The organism is Achromobacter sp. 18P8.1.1 (genome assembly GCF_057799415.1).
This window is the reverse complement of the sequence record NZ_JBYOKH010000003.1, coordinates 164,956-189,063: the sequence shown is the minus strand read 5'-3', so window position 1 is coordinate 189,063 and position 24,108 is coordinate 164,956. Positions and strand designations below refer to the sequence as shown.

15 protein-coding genes are annotated in these 24,108 nt (G+C 65.1%); 9 read left to right on the top strand and 6 right to left on the bottom strand.

Translation table 11 applies throughout. The features are described 5' to 3' along the window. Positions 1 to 46 precede the first annotated feature (46 nt). The 3 genes from prpF (at position 47) to AC27VE_RS03965 (ending at position 3,659) form a co-directional block, all read left to right on the top strand. Positions 47 to 1,231, top strand: coding sequence for a 2-methylaconitate cis-trans isomerase PrpF (prpF, locus tag AC27VE_RS03975; protein ID WP_280026696.1), 1,185 nt, complete (start codon positions 47 to 49; stop codon positions 1,229 to 1,231). 580 nt (positions 1,232 to 1,811) lie between these two features. Further along, positions 1,812 to 3,506 carry a sodium:solute symporter family protein gene (locus tag AC27VE_RS03970; protein ID WP_488703090.1) on the top strand — a complete coding sequence of 565 codons (1,695 nt, stop codon included), beginning with the start codon at positions 1,812 to 1,814 and terminating at the stop codon, positions 3,504 to 3,506. A 30-nt stretch (positions 3,507 to 3,536) separates the two neighbouring features. Beyond that, the gene (locus tag AC27VE_RS03965; protein WP_006222357.1) at positions 3,537 to 3,659 is read left to right on the top strand and encodes a putative transporter small subunit; all 123 of its coding nucleotides are present in this window, start codon (positions 3,537 to 3,539) and stop codon (positions 3,657 to 3,659) included. A 21-nt stretch (positions 3,660 to 3,680) separates the two neighbouring features. On the opposite strand, the gene AC27VE_RS03960 is transcribed toward AC27VE_RS03965, so the two are convergent. Then, positions 3,681 to 4,481 carry an IclR family transcriptional regulator gene (locus tag AC27VE_RS03960; protein ID WP_488703089.1) on the bottom strand — a complete coding sequence of 267 codons (801 nt, stop codon included), beginning with the start codon at positions 4,479 to 4,481 and terminating at the stop codon, positions 3,681 to 3,683. A gap of 168 nt (positions 4,482 to 4,649) precedes the next feature. Between AC27VE_RS03960 and AC27VE_RS03955 the strand changes: the two genes are divergently transcribed. The 4 genes from AC27VE_RS03955 to AC27VE_RS03940 all read left to right on the top strand — a co-directional run bounded on the left by AC27VE_RS03955 (position 4,650) and on the right by AC27VE_RS03940 (position 9,784). Continuing rightward, positions 4,650 to 6,236, top strand: coding sequence for an acetate--CoA ligase (locus tag AC27VE_RS03955; protein ID WP_488703088.1), 1,587 nt, complete (start codon positions 4,650 to 4,652; stop codon positions 6,234 to 6,236). 19 nt (positions 6,237 to 6,255) lie between these two features. Then, complete coding sequence (locus AC27VE_RS03950; RefSeq protein WP_488703087.1) at positions 6,256 to 7,401, top strand: FAS1-like dehydratase domain-containing protein; 1,146 nt, start codon at positions 6,256 to 6,258, stop codon at positions 7,399 to 7,401. A 129-nt stretch (positions 7,402 to 7,530) separates the two neighbouring features. After that, positions 7,531 to 8,778: a CaiB/BaiF CoA transferase family protein gene (locus AC27VE_RS03945; protein WP_488703139.1), complete on the top strand. Its 1,248-nt coding sequence runs from the start codon at positions 7,531 to 7,533 to the stop codon at positions 8,776 to 8,778. Between the two features lie 40 nt (positions 8,779 to 8,818). Next, the gene (locus AC27VE_RS03940) at positions 8,819 to 9,784 is read left to right on the top strand and encodes a Bug family tripartite tricarboxylate transporter substrate binding protein (protein WP_488703086.1); all 966 of its coding nucleotides are present in this window, start codon (positions 8,819 to 8,821) and stop codon (positions 9,782 to 9,784) included. Between the two features lie 39 nt (positions 9,785 to 9,823). Here the strand turns inward: AC27VE_RS03940 and AC27VE_RS03935 are convergent, their stop codons facing one another. Then, a complete protein-coding gene (locus tag AC27VE_RS03935; protein WP_488703085.1) occupies positions 9,824 to 11,221 on the bottom strand; it encodes an MFS transporter in 1,398 nt (465 codons plus the stop codon). A 159-nt stretch (positions 11,222 to 11,380) separates the two neighbouring features. Between AC27VE_RS03935 and AC27VE_RS03930 the strand changes: the two genes are divergently transcribed. After that, positions 11,381 to 12,268: a LysR family transcriptional regulator gene (locus AC27VE_RS03930; protein WP_488703138.1), complete on the top strand. Its 888-nt coding sequence runs from the start codon at positions 11,381 to 11,383 to the stop codon at positions 12,266 to 12,268. A gap of 16 nt (positions 12,269 to 12,284) precedes the next feature. Here the strand turns inward: AC27VE_RS03930 and AC27VE_RS03925 are convergent, their stop codons facing one another. From AC27VE_RS03925 to AC27VE_RS03910, 4 genes are all read right to left on the bottom strand, one after another. Next, positions 12,285 to 13,844, bottom strand: a complete 1,560-nt coding sequence (locus tag AC27VE_RS03925; protein WP_488703084.1) for an argininosuccinate lyase — start codon at positions 13,842 to 13,844, stop codon at positions 12,285 to 12,287. Positions 13,845 to 14,060: 216 nt separating this feature from the next. After that, complete coding sequence (locus AC27VE_RS03920; protein WP_488703083.1) at positions 14,061 to 15,731, bottom strand: ShlB/FhaC/HecB family hemolysin secretion/activation protein; 1,671 nt, start codon at positions 15,729 to 15,731, stop codon at positions 14,061 to 14,063. Between the two features lie 107 nt (positions 15,732 to 15,838). After that, positions 15,839 to 20,995, bottom strand: a complete 5,157-nt coding sequence (locus AC27VE_RS03915) for a YDG domain-containing protein (protein WP_488703082.1) — start codon at positions 20,993 to 20,995, stop codon at positions 15,839 to 15,841. A gap of 263 nt (positions 20,996 to 21,258) precedes the next feature. After that, positions 21,259 to 23,310, bottom strand: coding sequence for a sensor histidine kinase (locus AC27VE_RS03910; RefSeq protein ID WP_488703081.1), 2,052 nt, complete (start codon positions 23,308 to 23,310; stop codon positions 21,259 to 21,261). 69 nt (positions 23,311 to 23,379) lie between these two features. Between AC27VE_RS03910 and AC27VE_RS03905 the strand changes: the two genes are divergently transcribed. Next, the gene (locus tag AC27VE_RS03905) at positions 23,380 to 24,087 is read left to right on the top strand and encodes a response regulator transcription factor (RefSeq protein WP_088590781.1); all 708 of its coding nucleotides are present in this window, start codon (positions 23,380 to 23,382) and stop codon (positions 24,085 to 24,087) included. The last annotated feature ends 21 nt before the right edge of the window (positions 24,088 to 24,108 follow it).

Genomic DNA, 24,108 nt, shown 5'->3' with positions numbered 1-24,108 from the left:
CGCCGCCCCAGACTCCGATACCGCACCAAGACATCAGGACGATTCCATGGCCCATGCTCCCCAAACCAAGATTGCCGCTACCTACATGCGCGGCGGCACCAGCAAAGGCGTGTTCTTCAAGCTGGATGACCTGCCCGAATCCGCCCGCGTGCCGGGCGCGGCGCGCGACGCGCTGCTGATGCGCGTGATCGGCAGCCCCGACCCCTACGGCAAGCAGATCGACGGCATGGGCGCCGCCACGTCCAGCACCAGCAAGACCGTCATCGTCGGCAAGAGCACCCAGCCGGACCATGACGTGGACTACCTGTTCGGCCAGGTCTCCATCGACCAGCCCTTCGTGGACTGGAGCGGCAACTGCGGCAACCTGTCCGCCGCCGTCGGCCCCTTCGCCATCACCAATGGCCTGGTCGACCCGGCGCGCGTGCCCGCCAACGGTATCGCCGTCGTGCGCATCTGGCAGGCCAACATCAAGAAAACCATCATTGCCCACGTGCCGATGACCGACGGCGCCGTGCAAGAGACCGGCGACTTCGAACTGGACGGCGTGACCTTCCCCGCCGCCGAACTGCGGCTGGAATTCATGGACCCTGCCGAAGACGGCGATGGCGGGTCGATGTTCCCCACCGGCAACCTGGTCGACGACCTGGAAGTGCCCGGCGTGGGCACGTTCAAGGCCACGATGATCAACTCGGGCATCCCCACCATTTTCCTGGACGCCGAAGCGCTGGGCTACACCGGCACGGAACTGCAGGACGACATCAATGGCGACGCCGCCGCGCTGGCGCGCTTCGAGACCATCCGCGCGCACGGCGCGCTGCGCATGGGCCTGATCGGCAAGCTTGAAGACGCCGCCAGCCGCCAGCACACGCCCAAGGTCGCCTTCGTGGCGCGCCCCAAGGCCTACGTGTCGTCCAGCGGCAAGCAGATCGGAGCGGGCGACATCGACGTGCTGGTGCGCGCGCTGTCCATGGGCAAGCTGCACCACGCGATGATGGGCACGGCGTCCGTCGCCATCGGCACCGCCGCGGCGGTGCCCGGCACGCTGGTGAACCTGGCCGCCGGCGGCACCGAGCGCGACAACGTCAACTTCGGCCACCCCTCCGGCACCTTGCGCGTGGGCGCGCAAGCGCAGTTGGTGGACGGCGAATGGAAGGTCACGAAAGCCATCATGAGCCGCAGCGCACGCGTGCTGATGGAGGGCCGCGTCCACGTGCCCAAGGAAGGCTTCTGAGCCGGTATCCGTAGATTGCGGGCCGCGAGCAAAGGCTCGCAATTTACATTTTTACCCCGGGTTTTATGGCTGCAAGGGTAGACGCTGTCCCCGTCTACCCCTATACTTAACAGATGTTGTAATTCATCACCGGACCCCGCCGATGCTCTGTCATCGAGGGCACCCGTCACATGGCCGCGCACAGCGGCCCGGCGTCAGCGCCGAAACACCACCACCCAGCCGCCGGGCCGAAAGCCGGCGGTTGCGGAACAAAAACCTGCTTACCCAGCAGGACCATTGCTCACCGCATTGAGCCGCACCCGCGTCAACGGCATCCGTGTCCGCGACGCCCCGGCCCCATGCCGCAGCAAGGCACCAATACGGTGTGTCTTGTGTTTGTCCGATCCGGGCTGCCACCCCTTGCCCGGTTGGGCAGGCACGCGATCGCGCGCTCGAAACAAAAACGAAAAGCCCGCGGTCCATTGGTGTTTCGCCTGCGCCATGGGAAGGCTTGCCGCCCATCGCACTCCGCGGAAACGGCACTCACGCAGCCCCGGCCGGCAGGCCGCGACCAGGCTGTCGAGGAGTAAGGACCCACAAGATGCAAGAGACAGTTTTCTTCCAGCTATCGGCGACCACCGCCATCCTGTTGCTGGCCGGCTTCTACGGCGCGACCTTCCTGATGTCGCTATTCATCGGTGAAAAAAACGAGAACGTCGACGGCTTCATGGTGTCGAACAACGCGGTCGGCTTCGGCCTGTCGACCGCCAGCATGATCGCCACCTGGATCTGGGCCGCCTCCTTCTACGCCAGCGCCACGTCCGGCTACAAGTACGGCTTGTCCGGACCGCTGCACTACGGGTTCTGGGGCGCCCTGATGATTCTCTTCATCTACCCCTTCGGCAGGCGCTTCCGGCAACTGGCGCCCAAGGCCCATACGCTGGCAGAAGTCATTCACGCGCGCCACGGCACGTCCAGCCAGATGATCATGGCGGTGTCGAACATCGTGGGTAGTTGCATCAGCCTGATGGTGAACTTCACGGCCGCCGGCGCGCTGGTCTCGATCCTCAGCCCGCTCACGTTCATCCAGGGCGTGCTGATCGCCGGGCTGGGCGTCCTGTCCTACACCCTGTGGTCGGGCTTCCGCACGTCGGTCATGACCGACTTTGCACAGCTGGCTGCGATGATCATCGCGGCGGTCATCATCATCCCGCTGATCTTCTTCAACGCCGGCGGACCGGACATGCTGCAAGCGAACATGTGGCGCTTGAACAGCGATCAGGCCGACTTTTATTCCTCGAAGGCGATCCTGGAGCAAGGCGCACCGTACTTCGTCGCCGTGCTGGCCTATGCCATCGGCAACCAGACCATTGCGCAACGCCTGTTCGCCGTGCGCGAAGACCTGATCAAGCCCACCTTCCTGACCGCCACGGTCGGCTACGGCGCCGTCGTGATCGGCCTGGGCATGCTGGGCCTGCTGGCGCTGTTCGTCGGGCTGGAGCCCGCCAACGGCGACATGAACAACATCATCCCGCAGATGGCGTCCACCTATCTGCCGCCGTTCGGCATCGCGCTCTTCTTCCTCCTCGTCGTGGGGTCGTTGTCCTCCACCGCCGACTCCGACTTGGCGGCGCTGTCCGCCATCGTCATGACCGACGTGTACGCCAAGAACCTGGCCCGCGGACGCCCGGATCCGCAACGCATGCTGTGGTGGGGCCGCGCCACCATGATCATCGCCACGATGATCGGCGTGATCTTCGCCAGCCTGCGCCTGGACATCCTGGTCATGCTGGTGTTCGTGGGCGCGCTGTGGGGCGCCATCGTCTTCCCGGTGATCGCCAGCTTCTACTGGGACCGCGTGAACAACCGCGCCTTCGTCGCGTCGGTGTTGTCGGCCGTGGTGCTGTTCACCATCGTGCGCTTTGAATTGCTGCCGATTACGGGCGTCATCGCCGTCTTCTTCGAAATCTGCGCAGCCATCGGCGGCGGCGTGGTGTTGGGATTGATGGCGTTCGGCTTCCTGGGCCGCACCGTCGCCATCACCGTGGGCACGATCGCCGTGGTGGTCATGCTGCCCGTCTTCATCGGCAGCCTGCGCGACTACATCGTGCTGATGGCCTCGCTGACCGCCTACGGCGTGAGCGCCACGATCTGCGTAGCGCTTAGCCTGCGCAACCGCGAACGATTTGATTTCAGCGTGCTGGCCGACCGCGTCACGTCCTTTCACCAAGAGCAGGACGACCTGGCGCGCGAAGCGCCGTCCAACCAACTTGCCGCAGACACCGCCGGACGCTGATCCGCACCCATTGAAAACAAGGAGATCGATATGTGGTTGACCGTTTATTTTCTGATCTGGCCGGCCCTGTCCGCGGCCATCCTGGCGCTCTTGTGCGTGACGTTAGGCAAGGACATCCGCGCCGCCCGGCGGAGCGGGCAGGCGATGGTGTAGCCGGCGGGGTCGCGCATCGGCTCAGCTGCGGGCGGACAGCAACTGTGACAACGTGTGCGCTTCGGCCTGCAGGTCCTTGGCCAAGGCGTGGGCGCGGGCGTCATCAAGCTGTTCCGCCAGCCCCGCCGCGACCAGCGAATGCGTCATGCGGTTCTGGCTGTTCAACACAGGCACCGCAATCACCACGACGCCGTTGATGTAGTTGTTGCGGTCCATGCTGTAGCCGTCGCGGCGCACCGCCTGCACGTCCGCTTTCCAGGCGGCGAATTCAGGCGCCTGGTCCCATCGCAACGCCTTGAAGCGGCGCTCCAGTTCCTTGTCCGTCAGGTCTGAAAACGCCGCCACCAGGCGGCCGGTCGCGCTGATCAGCGCAGGGAAGCGGCTGCCCACGTCCACATGCAGCCGGAACGGTGCCGTGGAACGGGACAAGGCCAGCACCACCATGTGGTCCCCGCCCGCCACTTCCACGCCGATCGCGGTGACGTTGGCCGCGCTGGACAGCTTGTCCAGCACCGGCTGCACCAATGTCGGAAAGGGGCTGCTTTCGATCACGCTGCGGGCCAGCGTCAGCATGCCCACGCCCAGGCTGTAGCGCTTGGTGCCGGTATCGACTTTCACCAGCCCTTCCTCCACCAGGACCCGAAGGATATGCAGGCAGGTGCTGGTCACCATCTCAAGCTCCTGCGAAATCGTCTTCAAGGTCATCGGCGCACCGCCGCGCCCCAGCAATCTCAAGATGGCGATCGACCGCGTAACGGCCGGCACGGGACGGACACGCGGCCCCGCCGCAGCGGCGGGTTCCTGGGGACTGGACTGGCTCATCTGACTCTCCGTTTTTATTGCGGCAAGCATACCCTGCGCACGGCAGGTTCTGCCTGGGACCGTCCGCCTTTAATTGTCTATATACAATCAATAGACGTAATTGACAATTTTAAAAGCGACGCGCAATATCGCTTCAACAGATTGCGGACCCCACACAGGCACGACGACATGACGACGCTGACGCAGGCCACTTCTTATGCGGACGCCCAGGCGCTCTGCACGCCGGACAAACTCTGGGAACTGTTCGACGGCGACCGCGAATGGATGAACATCGCCCATGAGTGCATCGACCGCCATGTCGGCCAGACGGAGCCGGCGGTGATTCTGGTGCGTGCCGCCGGCGGCGACGAGACCTACGGCTTTCAACAGCTTTCCGACGCCTCATCACGCTTCGCGCACTATCTGGCCGCGCAGGGCATCCAGCCCGGCGACCGGGTCGCGGTGATGCTGGAGCCGTCGTTGGCGTTCTACGTGGCGATGTTCGGCGCGATGAAGATGGGCGCGATCGCGGTGCCGCTTTTCACGCTCTTCGGGCCGGACGGCATCCGGCTGCGCGTGCAGGACTGCAAGCCGCGCATGTTGGTGACGAATGCCGAAAAAGCCCCGCTGGCCGGCGGGCGCGACGACATGCGCGTCGTTATCGCGGACGAAGACTTCATCGGCACGCTGGCTGCGTTCCCCTCCCGCTACGAATGCCGTACACGGGCAGACGATCTGGCCATCTTCCAATACACCTCGGGCACCACCCGCGAACTGCCCGACGCGGTCAAGCACACCCACCGCGCGCTGGTGACCCTGATGCTGGCCGCCCTGTACGGCACGGGCGTGCGGCCCGGTGACCGCTTCATGTGCCCATCGTCGCCGGCCTGGGGCCACGGACTTTGGCACGGCACGCTGGCCCCGCTGGCCCTGGGCGTGACCATCGGCGCCTACGCGGGCAAATTCAACGCCGAACGCCTGCTGCAGGCGTTGCAGGACCACGGCTTCAACAACATCTCGGCCGCCGCCACCCACTACCGGATGATGCGCAACTCGGGCGTAGCGGACCGGTATCGCTATCAGCTGCAGAAGGTGTCCTTCACCGGCGAGCCCATCGACAGCGAAACGTCCGCCTTCGTGCAGGCCGCCTTCGGACGCCCGGTCTGCAGCATGTACGGCACGACGGAAATCGGGGTGTGCCTGGTGAACTACCCGGGCGCCCCGGACTTCACGGTCAAACCCGGGTCGCTGGGCAAGCCCGTGCCCGGCCTGCGGGTGCAAGTGCAGGACGCCAATGGTGCGCCCTGCCCGCCCGGCGTGACGGGTGAACTGAAGCTCTGGCGCCGCGACGCCTGGGTCGCCACCAAGGATCTGGGCCGCGTCGATGAGGACGGCTACTTCTGGCACGGCGGCCGTGCGGACGACGTCATCATCTCGGCCGGCTGGACGATGAGCGCAGTCGAGATCGAAGACGCCATCCTGAAACACCGTGACGTGACCGAAGCCGCCGCCATCGGCGTGCCGGATGCCTTGCGCGGCCAGGTCGTCAAAGCCTTCGTCGTGTCGGCGCGCACGGGCGACGACGCCTTCATCGAAGAGATCCAGAACACGGTGCGCAGCCAATTGGCCCAGCACGAGTATCCGCGCCAGGTGGTGTTCGTCCCCGAACTGCCGAAGACGCCCGCAGGAAAGATCCATCGCCGGAAACTGCGGGAGCAAGAACTTGCGACCGCTGATGCTTCAACCGTAAACGCCGCGCCCGCCGCGCACGTCTGACCCATCCCCAGGAGACATCATGCTGACCAAGACCAAGACCGAAAGAAGCTTCCCCAAAATCACCGAAAGCGGCCTGGACGAACTGCGCGCCCGCATCGGCGTGAAGATCGGCGCCACCGCCGAACCGTGGTGCTACGAGGCCACGCGCGACAACATCCGCCACTACGCCCACGGCATCGGCGACGACAACCCCCTGTGGTCCGACCCGGAATACGCGGCCAAGACCCAGCACGGCGGCATCATCGCCCTGCCCAGCTTCCTGTTTTCGACCAGCCGCATCGTGTCGGGTTATGTGGGCGGGCTGCCCGGCGTGCACGCGATGTGGTCGGGCGCCGACTGGACCTGGCACAAGACCGTCAAACGCAACGACGTGATCTCGACCGAAGCGCACCTGAAGAACCTGATCGAGCACGAGACCCGCTTCGCCGGCCGTGCGGTGCAGCAGATCTATCACGTGGACTTCTTCAACCAGGATGGCGACAAGGTCGCCGAGGCCGACAGCTGGTGCTTCCGCACCGAGCGCGACCACGCCCGCGAACAAGGCAGCAAATACAAAGAGGTGCGCGCCCGCGAACCCCGCCGCTACAGCCCCGAGGAAATCAAGGAAGCCTACAAGCTGTATGCGCAGGAAGAAGTGCGCGGCGCCACCCCCCGCTATTGGGAAGACGTGAAGGAAGGTGAAGCCCTGCCCGTGATGTTCAAAGGCCCCATGACGGTGACGGGCTTCATCGCCTTCGCGCAGGGCTGGGGCGGCCTGTACATCCGCGCCAACAAGCTTGCGTGGCAATTGATCGACGCACACCCCGGCGTGGGCATCACCAACCGCTTCGGCATTCCCGACGTGCCCGAGCGCGTGCACTGGGAAGAGGATTTCGCGCTGGAAGTCGGCGCCCCTGGCGCTTACGACTACGGTCCGGAACGCAATTCCTGGCTGACGCACCACCTGACCAACTGGATGGGCGATGCGGGGTTCCTGCGCAAGTCCACGTGCAAGATCCGCCGCCACAACCCCGAAGGCGACATGCTGTTCTTCAAGGGACGCGTCACCCGCAAATACATCGAAGACGGCCGGCACCTGGTAGAAATCGAGCAGGAAGCACGCAACCAAGACGACGAGCTGTCTGTGCTGGGCTTGGGCGTGGTTGAATTGCCTGCCCGCGGATGACGCGCGGGCCGCCAGACGCACGCCGCGCCTGGCGGTCTGATCTCCGACGGCTGACCGGCCGCCGCTGCCTGCCATGATCACGCGCCCGCGGTTCCCGCCCGCGCGTCGGACATGACCAACTCGAGGTCGATGATGTCTGGTTCAACGGAGCATGCTGCACACCCCCCAAACGCCCGGGCCGCCGGCGCGCTGGACGGCATTCGGGTCATCGACCTGTCGCGGGTACTGGCGGGTCCGCTGTGCACTCAGATGCTGGCTGACCAGGGCGCGAACGTGATCAAGGTCGAGCCGCCTGGCGGCGACGAGACCCGCACGCTGGGGCCTCCCGTCAACGCGGAGGGCGACGCGGCCTACTTCACCGCCGTCAACCGCGGCAAGCGGGCGATCGGGCTGGACCTGTCGCTGGCGGGCGGGCGCGACGTCCTGCTGCGCCTGCTGGAGGACGCCGACATCCTGGTCGAGAACTTCATCCCCGGCACGATGGCCAGGTGGGGGCTGGATTACGAGACGGACCTCAAGCCGCGCTTTCCGCAGCTGATCTACTGCGCCATTTCGGGATTCGGCGACGACGGACCGCTGGGCGGGCTACCGGGCTACGACGCCATCCTGCAAGCCATGTGCGGATTGATGAGCGTGAACGGAGACCCCGCCAGCGGCCCCACCCGCATCGGCATCCCCATCGTGGACCACCTGACGGGCTACACCGCGCAAGCGGGCATCCTGCTGGCGCTGTACCACCGCGCGCGCACCGGGCGCGGCCAACGCGTGGATGCCACCTTGTTCGACACCGCACTCAGCCTGCTGGTGCCGCACGCCGCCAACTGGATGCACACACAACACGTGCCCGGACTGCTGGGCAGCGCCCATCCGAATATCGCCCCTTATGACCGCTTCGCGTGCCTGGACGGCGAGATCTTCCTGGGCGTCGTGAACGACCGCCAATTCCGCAAATTCTGCGATCACGTCGGCCTGGCGCCCCTACTGGAAGACGAGCGCTTCACGACCAACCGCCAACGGCTGCAACATCGCGACGCGTTACGCGAGGCGATCGAAGCGGCGCTGGCCACCCGCACGCGTGACACCCTCTGCCAGGACCTGATGCAGCGGGGCGTCCCCGCAGGCCCCGTCCACAGCGTGCCCGAAGCCTTCGAACAGGCGCATGCGGCGCATCGCGGCATGCGCATCGACCGCGACGGCTACCACGGCATCGGCGCCGCCACCCGGCTGGCCGAATCGCCCGCGCGCCTGCGCCGGCCGCCCCCTGCCTATGCGCAGCACACCGACGAGGTCCTCCGGGAGGCCGGCCTCGACGACACCCATATCGCGGCCCTGCGGGAACAGGGCGTCCTGCCGCGCTGGCCTCCTCCCAAGCTGTAGCCCCCAAATCGCTACCCATAAAAACATCGAGGAGACCACCATGAAACCCTTACGCCTCATCGCCGCGCTAGCGGCGTCCCTGCTATTCACGCAGCCCGCCGCGGCGGCGGACAAGTATCCGTCCAAACCGGTGCGGGTCATCGTCCCCTACCAGGCCGGGCAAGGCACCGACGTGGCCGGCCGCTATCTGGCCGAATACCTGGCCAAATCGCTGGGCCAGGCCTTCATCGTCGAAAACCGCCCGGGCGCGGGCGGCAATATCGGCGCGTCCGAAGTCGCCCGCGCCGCGCCTGACGGCTACACGCTGCTGATGGGCACCAACGGCACGCACGTGCTGAACCAATACATGTACGCGTCCACGGCCTTCGACCCCGAGAAGGATTTTGAACCGATCATGCTGGTCAGCTCGTTTCCGATGGTGCTGCTGTCCCCGCCAGGATCGCCCTACGCCAACTTGCCCGACCTGCGCGACGCTGCCAAGGCGAAGGCCGACAGCGTCAACGTCGGCATGCCCAGCACCACCGCGCGGCTGGTCTTCGAACTGCTCAAGCAGCAAGGCGTCGATAGCATCCGGGGCATTCCCTACAAGGGCTCGGCCACCGCGACGACGGATCTGATGGGCGGGCAAGTGCAAATCGGCATCGATACCGTCAGTGCCGCGCGTTCGTTCATCACGGGCGGCAAGCTGCATGCGGTGGCGGTGACCTCGCTGAAGGAATCCGCCCTGCTGCCGGGCGTGAAGTCCGTCGCTGAACAGGGGCTGCCGGGATTTCAGGTCATCGCGTGGAACGGGTTATACGCGCCGAAGGGCACGCCCCCCGCCGTCGTGCAGAAGCTGAACGCCGAGCTCGCAAAGATTTTGGCGCGCCCAGAGGTGCGGCAACGCCTGCTGGAATTGGGCCATGAACCGGGCGGCGGCACGCCTGCGGAATTGGCCGAATTCGCGCGTAGCGAACGCCTGAAATGGCAGCCGCTGATCGTCCAGGCGGGGTTGAAGGCCGAGTAGCGGAAGCAAGGCGATCTCGGCTGGCGCAGCGAGGGCCACCTAGTCCCGCCCCCGCACAATAATGACCAAGGCCAGTATCAGCATTACGGCGGCCAGCGCATAGGTCCAGCCCATGCCCGCAGCCAGCGCGGCGGGCGAGGTGATCCGAAGGTCGCCCGCCCCCGATGCCCAAGCGAATACCGCGCCCATCAACGATGCGCCGGTAATGAACCCCAGATTGCGCGACAGGTTCAGCAACCCGGATAAGGCGCCGCGCTGGTCCGCGCCGGCACACTGCATGACGGCGCTGCTGTTTGCCGCCTGGAACAACGCATAGCCCGCAGTGGTCACGGCCAACGGCGCCACGTAACCCAGCGCGCCGAACGCCACGGGCGCCAGGGACAGCAAGGCCACCCCCGCCACCATGACGGCCAGCGCCACGCGCATCACGCGCTGCGCACCGTAGCGGTCCACGCCGCGGCCCGCCGGCACACCCGCCAGCGCCGCCACGGCCGGACCGCAAGACATCACCAGCCCCACCCGCGCCGCGTCCAACCCCAACGCCCCCGCCAGATAGAACGGCCCCACCACCAAGGTCGTCATCATGACCGTCGAGACCAACCCGTTGGCGGCCACGCCCGCGCTCAGCACGGGGTGGCCGAACAGCGCCAGCCGGATCAATGGCGAAGCCGACGTCGCCTGCACCCGCACAAACGCGATGGCCAGCCCCCCGGCGGCGGACAGCAGCGCCCCGATCATCCAGCCCCCGCCGACCGCCCCGGTCATCGCCAACGCATACGCCGCAATACCGGCGGCCAACAACAGCGAACCCCGCATGTCGAAAGTGGCCCGCGACCTGCCGCTGCCCGACGGGTCCGCCGGCAAGTGGAACCAGGCCAATCCAAATGCCAGCAAGCCCAACGGCACGTTGATCAGGAAGATCGACGACCAACCCGGCCCCGCAAGCAGCAATCCACCCAGCGAAGGGCCAAGCGCCGTGCCAATGGCCGACATCGTGCCCAGCAGGCCCATCACGCTGCCAGTCTTCTCCTTGGCGACGGCATCGCTAGCGTAGGCCATCGTCAACGCCATCATGATGGCGGCGCCCAAGCCCTGCAGGGCGCGTGCGGCAATCAAGCCACCCAGCCAGGGCGTGGTGCCGCACAACGCCGAGGCCACGGTGAACACGCCAATCCCCGCCAGCATCAGACGGCGCCGGCCAATTAGATCGCCCAACCTGCCGACGCTGACAATCAGCGCGGTCACGGCCAGCAGATAGGCCAGCACGACCCATTGGATAGCGTGAAACGGCGCATCGAAGGCTTGCGCCAGCGTCGGCAAGGCAACGTTGGCAACGCTGGCGCCCAGCGCCGGCAGCAACATCGACACTGACAGGCAGGCCATGACGGGCAATGACGAGCGGGCGGAGACTAGCGGGGAAGAATTCAGGGGCAACACGGTCTGGCCTACGGAAAGTCCAGGACGCCAACATGACGCCCCGCACCCATCCTAGGCGCAGCCTGCATCAGGCGGAAGGCGCAGCAGTTGCACTGAATACCTGCACCAAACGCCATGCCAAAGCGCGCCATCACGCGCGCGCCGTGCTACGGTTGCGGCATGGCCACCCCCGACCTGAACCTGCTGATCACCCTGGACGTCCTGCTGGCCGAAGGCAGCGTCGCGCGCGCCGCCCGCCGCTTGCGGCTAAGCCCGTCCGCCATGAGCCGGGCGCTGGCCCGTCTGCGCGACGCCACGGGCGATCCGCTGCTGGTGCGTGCCGGGCGCGGTCTGGTGCCCACGCCGCGGGCGCTGGAACTGCGCGACCGGGTTCACGTGCTGGTGCAAGACGTGGAAGCGGTGCTGCGCCCTGCGGCGCAGCTGGACGTCACGCAGTTGTCGCGCACCTTCACGCTGCGCACCAGCGACGGTTTTGCGGAGAATTTCGGTCCGGGCTTGCTGGCGCGCCTGGGCGCCGAAGCGCCTGGCGTTCGGCTGCGCTTCATCCAGAAAACCGATAAGGACAGCGCCCCGCTGCGCGAAGGCGCCGTAGATCTGGAAACCGGCATCGTGGGCGATGCGGCCAGCCCCGAACTGCGCACCCGGGCGCTGTTCCAGGACCGCTTTGTCGGCGTGATGCGTGCCGGGCATCCGCTTAGCCAAGGCAAGGTCACGCTTGCCCGCTATGCGTCCGCGCGTCACATCCTTGTCTCGCGGCGCAACCTGGACAGAGGCCCGGTCGACGATGCGCTGGCCTCGCACGGCCGCGAACGCCACGTCGCCACCATTGCAGGCGGCTTTTCCACCGCGCTGGCGCTGGCGCGCGGGTCCGACCTGATCGCCACCGTACCCGAACGCCACACCGGCAGCTTGCGGGCAGGCATGCATAGCTTTCCGCTGCCCTTCGCCATGCCGGCGTTCACCCTGTCGATGCTGTGGCATCCGCGCATGGACGGCGACGCCGCCCATCGCTGGCTGCGCGGATGCGTGCTGGACGCCGTTCGCTGACGGCGCCTGCCAACGCTTACTTCGTCTTCGCTTCGCTGGCCGCGAGCGCGTTGAACTTCTTGTCCAGGTCCGCCAGCGACGTGTTGATGTGGTCGCGGCGGTCCTTGATCCACTTGCCTTGCGCGGTCAACTGGTCGCGTGCCTCTTTCAGCATGCGGTCCATCTCGGCGGGCTGCGGACCGCCGCTAGTGGCGCGGTTCTTCACGATGGCCACGGGGTCCAGCGTCGAACGGAATTCCGCTTCGCTCATCGGCAGCTCGTTGCCGTACTTCGAATCCTTCATAGCGTCGGCGTAGATGCGGCGGGCCTGCTCGTACGGGAAGTCCAACGGCTTGATGTTGTTGGTCTTGGCGTACGTCACGACTTCGGACGCAAAGTGGTGGCCGTCGCGGAACGGCAGCTTGTACTTGCGCATCAGCACATCGGCCAGCTCCTGCGAGGCAGTCCAGTCGCTGTTCAACTCTTCCAGCGCGCGGTCCGGGCTGATGACCATCGCCTTCAGCACGCGGTCCCAGCGCTTGAGCGCCGAGATGCCGCTGTCCACCATGGCGGAGTTCTGCTTCACGTCTTTCGGGTCGCTCATGCCCGGCGTGATGTTGTGCGTCTGGATGACGGGGCCCATCGCCAGGGTCACGGCGGTAGACGCATCGCTGCGGGTGTCGTTCAACAGCCCGGGGTTGCGCTTTTGCGGCATGGCGCTGGACACGTAGGTGTTGCCACCGCCCTCTTCCAGCAGGATCCAGGGACGCGACTGCGCATACTGCGTCATGACGTCTTCGACGAAGTTGCCCGTGCGCAGCGCGATGCTGGTCACGATCGAAGCCACTTCCACCGGCTGGTCCATGGACGAGATCTGCGAGGCGTCGTAGGCGTTGTCGACCAGCGCTTCAAAGCCCAGGTATTGCGCCATGCGCTTGCGGTCCAGCGGCCAGCTGGTGCCGTTGAGCACCGTCGTGCCCATGGGCGAACGGTCGATGCGCACATACGCTTCGCGGATGCGCTGCGCGTCGCGCGCCAGGGCGGCCGCCTGGCCCAGCAGATAGTGGCCATAGCTGTTGGGCTGCGCGGCTACGCCGTTGGTGTAGTTCGGCACGATCGTGCCCGCATGCTTGGCAGCCAGCTCGACCAGGGTGGTGGACGTCTTGTTCAACTGGTCGGCCAGTTCCAGCAGCTTGTCGCGCAGGATGGCGCTGCGGTAGGTGGCGTGCATGTCCTGGCTGGAACGGCCAGCGTGCAGCAAGGTCACGTCTTCGCCCGCCGCCTTGATCAGCAGCGGCTCGAAGGTGATGACGCTGGCAGGCCGCTTGGCGCCCGGCTGGTTGCCGTCGTTGATCACCTTGGCGACGCCCGCGGCCAGGCGCGGCGCGATGGACTTGTCCAGCAGGCCTTCATCGGTGTTGATGACGGCGGTGGCCTTGTTGATTTCTCCCAACCAGAAGAAGGGATCGCGCGGCACGGCGGTGGCAGCAGCAGGTGCGGCCGAGGAAGCGGCGGCGGGCGCCGGTTGGGCCAGCGCGGCATGCGTGCTCAGCGACAAAACCAGGGCGGCGCCCAGGGTGGGAAGAAACTGTCTCATGGCGTTCTCGTTATGGGGATCGTTATCGGGGTCGATACAGGGGCGGTCCGGTAGTTTATGGAAAAGCCTCTACCCCGAAAACCGGGTATTACACGGATAGCCCGCGAATGCGTAACAAGAACCGTCGTGGCTGAATGTTTCCTGACGCGATGACGCGACGCAAAAAAAAAGCCCCTGTCCCCGGGAGGAAGACAGGGGCCAAGCCGGCGCGCTGGCTTAGAACAAGTACTGCGCGCTTACCCAGAACAAGGGTTTGTGGTCCCGGCTGTCGGACTGCGGTGCGCCGCCATCGGTGCGCCAAGCGACCGTGGCTTCGCCCCGCCAGCCGCCTACGGCAACGCGGGCACCGACGCCTGCCCCGGCGACGCGGCGGAAGTTCTCGCCGGCCTGCCAGGGATGGGAGGAAATCTCTACCCGGCCCGCGTCGTAGAACGCGAACGGGGTGACTGCGCCTGCCGCGTAGCGGACTTCCACCTGCGCCAGCCAGCCACGGTCACCGTAGCCTTCGCCTACAGGGTAGGCCCGCACGCCAGCGGGTCCGCCCAGACCGAAGTCTTCGGACGAATCCAGGTTGTCGTTGGTCCATTGGCCGCTGAAGCGGCCGAACAGGCTCCAGCGCGACGACACGGATTGCAGGCGCGCAATGTCAAGATTCAGCTTGCTGTAGTGCCCCGCCGAGTTCGCGCTCAGGCTGTCGGCGGTGGCCAGATTGCCGTCCAGCTTCAAGGTGCCCGGCGTCCAGCTCAAGGCGCCATACGTCAGTCCACCGCCACCCAGGCTGTCGCGCACATCGAACTGCGCTGCGATCGGCACGCTGTTGCTGAACTTGTTCTGCTCGATCTCGGCGGCGCGATAATCGTCGCGCAGCTTCTTGTGCAGGAAATCAATACCGATGGTCAGGTTGCGGCTTTGCGAACGGATCAGCGGATAGCTCAGCCCCACGCTGGCCACCTTGGCGGTGCCGTGCGCATCCAGGTCGCTGAATTCCTTACCCAGCTCATAGCCGGTGTAACCGTAGCCGACGCGGCCGCGCAGACCCGAACTGCCCAGCGGCGCGCTATAGCCTACATCGCCGTAGTTCAGGCTTTCGCTGGTGCGCTGCGCGCGCAGCGTGATCTGGTCGCCCAGCATGAAGGGACTGTTGATCGACAGCGCTGCGTTGGCGCGGTACTGGCCCGTGTAGCGGTTGCCCTGGTTGTCCAGGCCGACGCTGCCGTTGACGCGGTCCCCGCGGTCCACCTGCACGACCAGGTCTCCCGTGCCCAGTTGCTGGCCCGGGCGAATGATCGGGCTGGCGGTCACGCCAGGCAGGTCCGACAGCAGCAGCGCCGCGCGCTCCAGCGAGGCGCTTTCGATGATGTCGCCGGATTTCAGCGGGCTCAGGTAGGCCTGGGCACGCGCGGCCAAGGTGGCATCGCCTTCGGTCTTGACCTCGCCGTAACGGCCTTCGACGACTTGCAGGCGCAGCACGCCGTTTTCCAGCCCTTGCGCCGGCAGATAGACGCGTGCAAACGGATAACCCGCATCGCGGTAGTAGCGCGTCAGTTGATTGGCCAGGTCTTGCATGCCGGCCAAGTCAAAGGACTTGCCTTGATAGTCGCCCAACCGCGCCAGCAATTGCTCGGTCGAAAAGGCCTGGTTGCCCGTCAGGTCAATGCGGGTCACGCTGGCTTGCGGGCCGCCCGGCGCAACCGTGCCGGGAACGGGGCTGCTCAGGTTCAGTTCGGGCGACGGGGCCGGCGCCGCAGGTTCGGTCGCCTGTTGCTCCTGAAGCACGCGGCCGGCGTTGGGAACCTGCTGCGCCCAGGCGGGTGCGGAAGCGGGCAGCAGCGCGGCAAGGGCCAGCGCCAGGTAATGCGGACGAGCGGTAAACGAAGCTAGCGTCATGATCTTGTGAAATCGGGTATGCGGAACGGCGGCCCACGGCCCCAAAGGGCCGTGGTCACCGGCAAGCGGATAAGTAAGGAACAGATTGCCGTATCGGAGTGCAGGGATCAGATGTTGCCCGGGAGGAGACCTTCCGGCAGGCGGACACCGCCATCGATCACCAGCACCTGAGCAGGGCCTTGCATGGCACGGGCGCCTTGGCCAGCGTTCTGTGGCGGTCGCTCCGTGGAAGGCTGATCTTGGCCTTGACTGCTCGAGGTGACCGGCACATAGCTCAACTCTCCAGTCAGGTTCGGCGGGATCGAGTTGGCGGTGCCGACGGCGGCCTGCAACCACTGTGCGGCGGACTGCGCAGACGCGCGGCGGTTATCCGGCGGCACGGGGCTGCCGACCACCACGGTGTCGGGCGGCTGCACCGCGTTGCTGACCACCAGCGTGCCATCTTGCGCGGCAATCAGGTAGTTGCTGTTGGACAGGCCGTTAGCGCTGATCGCGTAACTACCTGCGCTCTCGCCAAGAGCGCGGCTCAGTGCACCCGCCAGCGAGTCATTGCCGATCAGGTTGCCCTGGACAATGCGCCACGTCAGTGCCGGGTCCGCGTCACCCACGCGCTTGGTCTTGTCTTCCGCCACCACGGTGATCGCGCGACGATCGATGACAGCCTGGTGCTGCGTATCGGCCAACACATAGTTGGCGGCAAGGCCGGAACCGGTGTCGGTCAGCGCGTAGTGCACATTGACGTTACGGCTGCCGGCGTTGGCGCTGTCGAACTGCGCCAAGGTGCCGACGCCCAGTGTTTCGCCTCCGACAAGATTGGTAAGCGAACCGGCGACAGCCTGCGCGGTGGTGCTGCCGTCGTAAGTCTTGCCCGCGACCGTGGATCCGGCGATGCCCAGCACGCGTTGCCTGATGGTGGCGCGCGCATCGGCAACACTCAACACGTAGTTGCCTGCGTCTTCGCCCGTCAGGGAGAAGGCTACCGCCTTGTTTGCCCCCGCGTTCTTGTCAGCGAATGTCCCCGCCACGCCGAGCGAATCGCCTTCGATGATGCCGGTGATAGTGTTGCCGCCAGTGACGGTGGCGGCCGTGTTGCCATCGTAGACCTTATCCGATGTACCCAACGTGGCGGTCAGCTGGCGCCCGGCGATGTCTGCAGTGGTGGTGGTATTGGCGTTCAAGACGTAGTTGCCCGCATCTTCCCCTGCCAGACTGCCGCTGACGTTGACCAACTTTCCACGCCCGGCGTTCTTATCGGCAAAGGCGCCCGTCGTGGACAAAGTCACGTCGTCGCCCGCGACCCGGCCCGCCAGCGCCCCGTTGGTGTCGGCGGTGAGCGTGCCGTCATAGGTCTTGCCCGACGCGGTGATCGTGCCGGTGAGCTCCTTGGCCGAGATGGTTGCCTTGGGAGCGATCGACGTGATGGATGAGATGAAGTAGTTGCCGGCATCCGTGCCGTTCAGCGTGATGCCGCCGACCGTGACGGTCTTGCCGGCGCCCGCGTTCTTGTCCGAGAAATTCCCGACACCGAGGGCGCCCAGGTTATCGCCCGCAATCAAGCCACTACCGGCCTGACCGCGCACGACGGCAAGGGTATTGCCGTCATACGTCTTGTCATCCGCCGTGACGTCTATCGTGACGCCCTTTTTCAGCACGTTCAGGCTCAGGCCATCGGCATAGATGATGTCGTAGCCTTGCTGGTTGGAATACAGGCTTCCATTGACGGTCAACGAGCCGTCGGCCACGGTGTACGTGCCTGCGTTCTTGGAGTTGGCGGTGTAGCTGATGCTGCCGCTCAGCTCTGCACTGGGATTGGACGAAATGTAGCCGGTGCCGCCGCTCAATTGCCCGTCGTAGACCTTGTCGGCCAGGCTCACGGTCACTTGCTTGAGGAAGGCGCGGAGCAAGGGCGTCGAGTAGCCCTCGTAGATGCGCCACGTCGCACCCGTGCCACCCCGATTATCGATACTCCAGTCTGCGAACGTCGACTGCTGGCTAAGCTGCGCGGCAGTCTTCATGCCGCCGCCATTCACCATCATGTTATTCACGCCCACCAATCTGGAATTATTGACGGAACCCAATGGATTACCCGCCGCATCCGTGCTGGCTGCCACGCTGTTATTGATCATGCCGTTGTTTGTGCCGACAAGCGCGCCAGCTGTGTTCCGGGCAATGCCTGTCTGGACAAGACTCGTGGAGTACGCCTGACTGATGTTCGCGTTATTGATGCCAACCAATCCACCAACATGCACGTACGTTCCGGTCGTCGCGCCACTTTGCACGGTTCCAGACGTGTAGACGTTGGAAATATGGCCATAATTCCGGCCAACCAGGCCACCCAACTCCGTTGTTGGGCGCGCGCTCGACACGCTTCCATTGACGTAGACGCTATCCACGACGCCGCCGTTGAACCCCGCCAGTCCACCCACCAGTTCACCATTGCCGCTGACGCTGAGATTGTCGAGACCCAGGTTCCTGACGGTAGCGCCTTCCGAAATCATGCCGAAGAGTCCGGCATATGAAGCCGCTTCTACGATCGACAAATCGGAAATCGCATGCCCATTGCCATTCAGACTTCCCGTGAAGCCATAACCCACGCGGCCCAGGGAGCTGAAGCCATTGGCGCTCCACATACCACTGGTGCCCGCCGACGCCGCGCCAGTTGCAGACGCGGAGAAGTCCCGAACGATGTTGTAGCTGGCGGCTTGGTCATAGGCTATCAGCTGCAGTTGATGGTCGTTGGAAATTGCCAAGCTGTATTCACTGGCCAGGAACGGACGGGTGCGCCCTTCGATCATGATCCACTTTGCGTTGCCGCCGGTATCCTTGGCGACATAGACGTCCTGGGTTCCCGGCACCAGCGTCCAGGTGCCGTAATTGGCGTAGGCCGAGCGCGAGTAGCGGTTGAGAGCCGTGACGCTGGTCGTAGTGGGAGCGAACGTCGTTCCTTCGGTGGATGTTCCGACCGCGACGGAGACTCCCGTACTGGCGCTATCCCACACGGCATTGGTCACGGATGAGGCGAAGCGCAGGTAGCCACCGATACCTCCTGTCGTGGTCTGGTTCGTGATCGCCGTCAACTTTCCGGTCGCGTGAACCGAGTCGATCGTCACACCATAGCCATAGCCGATCAACCCGCCCACGTTGAAGTTTGCCGTCACATCCCCGGTCGCATAGGCATTCTTGATCATGCTGGCCAAGCTGGCGCCCACCAAGCCGCCGGCAGAATTGCCGCTCGTGATCACATTGCCCGTCGCGTAGACATCGGTCAGGTTGCCGGCGGTGACGTAACCCACCAACCCGCCAAAATACGAGCCCGCGCCGCCAGCGACGGCGCCGGTCGCGTGGGAGTTGGAAATGTCGCCGGCGTTGTTGCCCACCAGACCGCCGGTGTAACCGGACGTCGTCGTCACGTTCACGTCGGCATGGGAATTCTTGATGCTGCCGGTGGACATGCCGACGAGGCCGCCCACCGTCGCCCCACCGTTCACGACCCCTTGCGCATACGAGTTGATGATCTGGCCACCCTGGTTATCACCAACCAAAGCGCCGACGCGCGTGCCACCCGTCACAGAGACGTTCTTCAGGCCGAGATCCCGAATCACGCCGTTGGCTCCAGTCGTCGAGATCAGGCCAATCATGGCGACGTTCGAGGCCGCGTTGATGGTCACGTTGGAAATCGTGTGCCCCATGCCGGCCAGCACGCCATTGAAGCCCGCATTAATGAGCGACCGGGTGTAGGCCTGGCCGCTCGCGTCCAGATCCTGGCCCAATGCGTAGCGACCGGTCAGCCCGGAACTATTGATGGCCTTGAACTGATCCATGTTCTGAATCAGCGTGTAGTTCGCGCCGTTGATCGTCAAAGACGCGTTGGCACCGCTCAATGTGACAGGGGCATTGACCGTATAGGTGTCGCCCGTCGAGGAGAATCCCCGCTGCTTGAAACCGCCGAGATTCAACTCCAGTCCTGCCGCATCGCCCGTCGCAGTGATGGGTGCGTTGATCGTCACGGCGCCATGCGCGCTGAGCGTCAGCTTCGTGCTGGCGCTCCATTTCACACCCGAGTTCACGTTGATATTGCCGGCCTGCGAGCCGTTATCAACGGTCCTCAACTCTACATTGCCGTTGTCCAGGTTGGCCGACAGCGTATCGGCGCCGATGCCGCTGTCTGTCTGACCCGTCGTGCCCGGGCTGACCGTGAAGTCCGTCGGATCGATCAGCCACGATCCATGCTGGCCGCTGACCGCCTTGGTGGTGATAACCGCGCCTGCCGCCACCGTCACTTTTGCCGCCGACGTTTCCACAAAACCGCCCTTGCCGCCGTTGGGCGCGCTGGCGTCAAGCTTGCCGGCCACGGCGATGCGGTCATTGACCATGTCGCCCAGCAACACGATCTTGCCGTTCTCGCCGGTGGCCAGCGTCTTGGCTTGCGTGATGCCGGTGTGGTTGATGACGGTGCTGGCCAAATCGCCCGCGGCCTTGGCCGTCAGGTAGACCACGCCGCCGTCGGCGCGAATGGCGCCGCCTTGTTCGATCAGCGCGTCGATCGCGCCTTGTTCCACTTCAATCTTGACCGGGCCGCCCAGGTCAAGATTGACGCGGCTGCCGGCGCCCAGCAGGACGTTGCCCTTGTCGGCCGTCAGGTTGCCGGTGTTGGTGATCTTGGCCGCGATCAGCGCGATGGTGCCGCCCGGGGCCGCCGTGATGTTGCCCTGGTTGATGATGGCGTTGCTGCTGGCGCCTTCAAACTTGTAGTTGCCCGCCAGGAAATCCTGGGTGCTGATGTTGAGCGTACTGGCGACGATGCCGCCCACGTTCACCTGCGCCGTCGGCGTGAACACCACGCCGTTCGGGTTGACCAGAAACACTTGGCCGTTGGCGTTCAGCGCGCCCTGGATCACCGACACGTCCGGACCCAGCACCCGGTTCAGCGCGACCGAATCGCGGCCCGGCTGGTTGAACGTGACGCTGTTGCCCTTGCCGATGGAAAAGCTCTGCCAGTCCACCGCCATCTTGCCGGTCTGCTGGTTGATGGTCATCGCCGAGCCGTTCTGGCTGATCGACCCCGCCCCCGCCACGACATTGCCCCCGGTGGGCAGATCCGCGGCCAATGCCGGCCCGGACAGCAACAATGCCGCTGTCAATGCCGCGGCAGACCCGCTGCTGCGCTTGCGACGCGCGCTGGCGTGTTCAGCAACCGGCACATACACGCCCAGGGCTTCATTCCAGACCAGGCGGAAGATGTGGTTAAGGGAAGGCTTTTTCATCGGATATTCCTGAATCGGGCAGCGTCACAATTTGTAAATTTCGCTGCTAAAATATACCGATGATTGCGTTTTTAAATCTGAGCAAATCTAAGCACGTCGAAAATGTTCGAGAATTGGGCTTACGAGATTCAAAAAAACGCGATGTAGCGTGCAATTAGGCGAAGTTACCCTTCCGGGCGCTAGCCCCGCCAGAAACATATAGATGCTTTTCTGCAACAGATTGTCGGGTGTCGACACCGCGGGCGGCGCCATCCCCGGCGCGATCAGCCTGCCCCCGCTCCCTTCAGCCGGCGCGGCAGGCTCAGGCAGAAACACACCGGCTCAGCCCCACCCGCGCTCTTCAGGAACACCGAACCGCCCAAGCGCTCGGCGATTGTCCTGACCAGGTATAGCCCTAAGCCGGCACCTGGATGGCGCAAGGCGTTCGGGCCCCGGTAGTACTTCTGGAACAAGCGCGCCTGCTCGGCGGAAGCAATGCGGTCGCCGGAGTTGGCCACGTCGATATGCAGGCAGTCGCCCTCTTCGCGCAGCGTCACTCGAACCGCCCTGCCCGGCGCGCAATGCCGGTCGGCATTGGCCAGCAAGTTGCGCAACGCGATGCGCAGCAAGCCGGCGTCGCACAGCAAGACGTGTTCGCCCGCGCCATAGACGCACTGGATGCGGCCCGCGGGAAACTCGCGGTCCAGATCCGCCAGCAGCGCCAGCAGGTCGCATTGCGTCAGGCGCAATTCGGCGCTAGGTTCGCGCATACGGTCATGGGTCAGGTATTCGTCGACCAGCGCCAACAGGCGCATGGCCGCATCGCGGATATTGCCGCAGCGCGCCAGGCTTTTCTCGACGGGCGCGGCCAGATTGCGGCCCAGTTGCTGCGCCGATGTGGTGATGATGGCAAGCGGCGTACGGAATTCATGGGACACCATCGCCACGAATTCGCGTTGCTCGGCGAACACGCGACGTTCCTGTTCCAGCGATGCGCGCAGTTCATCCTCAAGTTCGACCCGCCGCTGGATCTCACCCTGCATTTCGGCCGTGCGCAACGCCACCTCCTGCTCTAGCCGATGGCTGTGCTGGCGCGCCATGTCGGCCGCCAGATTGGCCTGCTGGCGCTCCATGTCGCGGCGCTGGCGCTCGTAGCGCCCCACGATGATCAGGCTGAGCAGCAGCATGTGCAGCATCGTGCCCAGCGTAGAGACGTATTCCGTAAACACGTTGACTGGTAGCACGCCCAGATTGCGCAAGAAGGCAATCAGCACGCCGATATAGAACACCCCGAAAGCCAGGGCGAAAAAGCGCGCCGGACGCCAGCCCTTTTTCAGCAGATAGGCGGCCAGCGTCGTAAACCCCACGATCAGCGCCAAGGCCAGCAACTGGACCGGTTGCATGCCCCACCCGTAGTGTCCCGACACGACCAGTGCCGAGCACACCACAGCAATACCCCAGAACAACCGCTCCAGCCAGCGCACCGCACGCGGATACAGCGCGCCCAGATTCAGCTGGGCAAAAGCAATCCGCAACGCCACCGGCAAGCTCACTGCAATGCCCACGCCGAGCATCCGGTCGCTCCAGCCCACCGGCAAGCCCGTCAGCTGCTGCACCAGTCCCAGCGACATCACTTCATTGAAAACACAATTGCCGATGTAGGCCAGGAACAAGCCGCTCATGGGTGCGCGCGTCGCCCACCAGAATACGGCGTGCACGCAGATCAGCAGCAAATAAAAGCCGAAATACAGGCCGAACAGCAGCCCTTCGCGCCGCGACTGGTTATCGAACGCCAACCGCTGCCAGACCTCCAGGCGCGTCGCCAGGGCGTTCTTGCTTTGCAGCCGCGCCAGGATCACATAGGACCCCGGCGCGGGCGGATCAAACTGAATCACCGGGGTGCGATAGTCAACCGGCCAATCGCGCCGCCGCACATCCTCCCCGCTGTACCCCAGCGGCCTCCAGTCGCCATCCTGATGGACGTATAGGCGCACATCGTCCAGCAGCGCGTTGCTCAGCCGCAGCATCCAGCCCCCGCGCGCCAGATCATCCACCTGCACCGGCAGACGCAGCCAGACGGTGGTCGGGGTGAAACCCGCGCTCAGGCCAGCCGGCAGGCCAGCCCACCCCGATGCATCGGCCGCTTCGTCTACCGTCAACGTACCGGCCGGATCGTCCAGGCGTTCCAAATGGCCCGCGGCGTCCGCCAGCCCCAACTGCGCGTTCAGACGCAGCGGCTCTGCGCGCGCCTGCCCGGCGCCCGCCAATGCGGCGGCCAAGGTCAGCGCCAACAGCATCAATCCCGCCCACACCGTGGGGTAATATTTCCGTTTCATCGAGTCGCAATCCCGTGCAGCCACGCAGATTACACCACCCCTCCAGCGGTTTCCGCGCAGGCGCGTCCCATGCCTGAGGTCATCCTGCTGGAAGACGAACCCGTCTTGCGCCAAGAGCTGGGCGAGTTTCTGGAAGAGCTTGGCTACGCGCCCAGTTGCGTGTCCAGCCTGCAAGAATTCGACCGGCATTTCGACGCCGACCGCCATCGCCTGGCGGTGATCGACATCGGATTGCCCGACGGCTGTGGCCTGGACCTGATCCAACGCCTGCGTCAGGAAGGCCAGCAAGTGGGCATCGTGGTGTTCAGCGCGCGGCAGACCAGCGCAGACCGGATTTCCGGACTGGGGCTGGGCGCCGACCACTACTTGGGCAAAGGTTGCGACCTGGACGAACTGGCCGCCGTGCTGGCCGCCCTGGAGCGCCGACTGGGCCTGCAGCGGCTCCCGCCGCCTGCAGTCCAACCGACAGCGCCCAACTGGACCCTGGAAGTGGGGCCTCGCCGGTTGATCATTCCCGGCGCGCCGGCCGTGCCGCTGTCGCAGCAGGACCTGTTGGTGTTGCGCTGCCTGATGAGCCAACCCGGCGAGAACATCAGCCGCCGGCAGATCATCGAAGCACTGGGCTTCGACTACCTGGACTACGACCAGCGCCGCCTGGATACGCAGATGCGCCGCTTGCGGCGTCGCGTGGAAGACGTCAGCGGACAGACGCTGCCGGTCAAGACGCTGCGCAACAGCGGCTATTGCTTCTACGAGCCCGCGAAGGTGCAGGCATAGCACCAAAAGCGGTCTGTTGAA

Bases quoted from the DNA above. Each gene is read 5' to 3' on its own strand.
- AC27VE_RS03940 (WP_488703086.1), top strand. From the start codon at position 8,819: ATGAAACCCTTACGCCTCATCGCCGCGCTAGCGGCGTCCCTGCTATTC.
- AC27VE_RS03930 (WP_488703138.1), top strand. From the start codon at position 11,381: ATGGCCACCCCCGACCTGAACCTGCTGATCACCCTGGACGTCCTGCTG.
- AC27VE_RS03965 (WP_006222357.1), top strand. From the start codon at position 3,537: ATGTGGTTGACCGTTTATTTTCTGATCTGGCCGGCCCTGTCCGCGGCC.
- AC27VE_RS03950 (WP_488703087.1), top strand. From the start codon at position 6,256: ATGCTGACCAAGACCAAGACCGAAAGAAGCTTCCCCAAAATCACCGAA.
- AC27VE_RS03905 (WP_088590781.1), top strand. From the start codon at position 23,380: ATGCCTGAGGTCATCCTGCTGGAAGACGAACCCGTCTTGCGCCAAGAG.
- prpF (WP_280026696.1), top strand. From the start codon at position 47: ATGGCCCATGCTCCCCAAACCAAGATTGCCGCTACCTACATGCGCGGC.
- AC27VE_RS03920 (WP_488703083.1), bottom strand. From the start codon at position 15,731: ATGACGCTAGCTTCGTTTACCGCTCGTCCGCATTACCTGGCGCTGGCC.
- AC27VE_RS03970 (WP_488703090.1), top strand. From the start codon at position 1,812: ATGCAAGAGACAGTTTTCTTCCAGCTATCGGCGACCACCGCCATCCTG.
- AC27VE_RS03955 (WP_488703088.1), top strand. From the start codon at position 4,650: ATGACGACGCTGACGCAGGCCACTTCTTATGCGGACGCCCAGGCGCTC.
- AC27VE_RS03925 (WP_488703084.1), bottom strand. From the start codon at position 13,844: ATGAGACAGTTTCTTCCCACCCTGGGCGCCGCCCTGGTTTTGTCGCTG.
- AC27VE_RS03960 (WP_488703089.1), bottom strand. From the start codon at position 4,481: ATGAGCCAGTCCAGTCCCCAGGAACCCGCCGCTGCGGCGGGGCCGCGT.
- AC27VE_RS03945 (WP_488703139.1), top strand. From the start codon at position 7,531: ATGATGTCTGGTTCAACGGAGCATGCTGCACACCCCCCAAACGCCCGG.
- AC27VE_RS03915 (WP_488703082.1), bottom strand. From the start codon at position 20,995: ATGAAAAAGCCTTCCCTTAACCACATCTTCCGCCTGGTCTGGAATGAA.
- AC27VE_RS03910 (WP_488703081.1), bottom strand. From the start codon at position 23,310: ATGAAACGGAAATATTACCCCACGGTGTGGGCGGGATTGATGCTGTTG.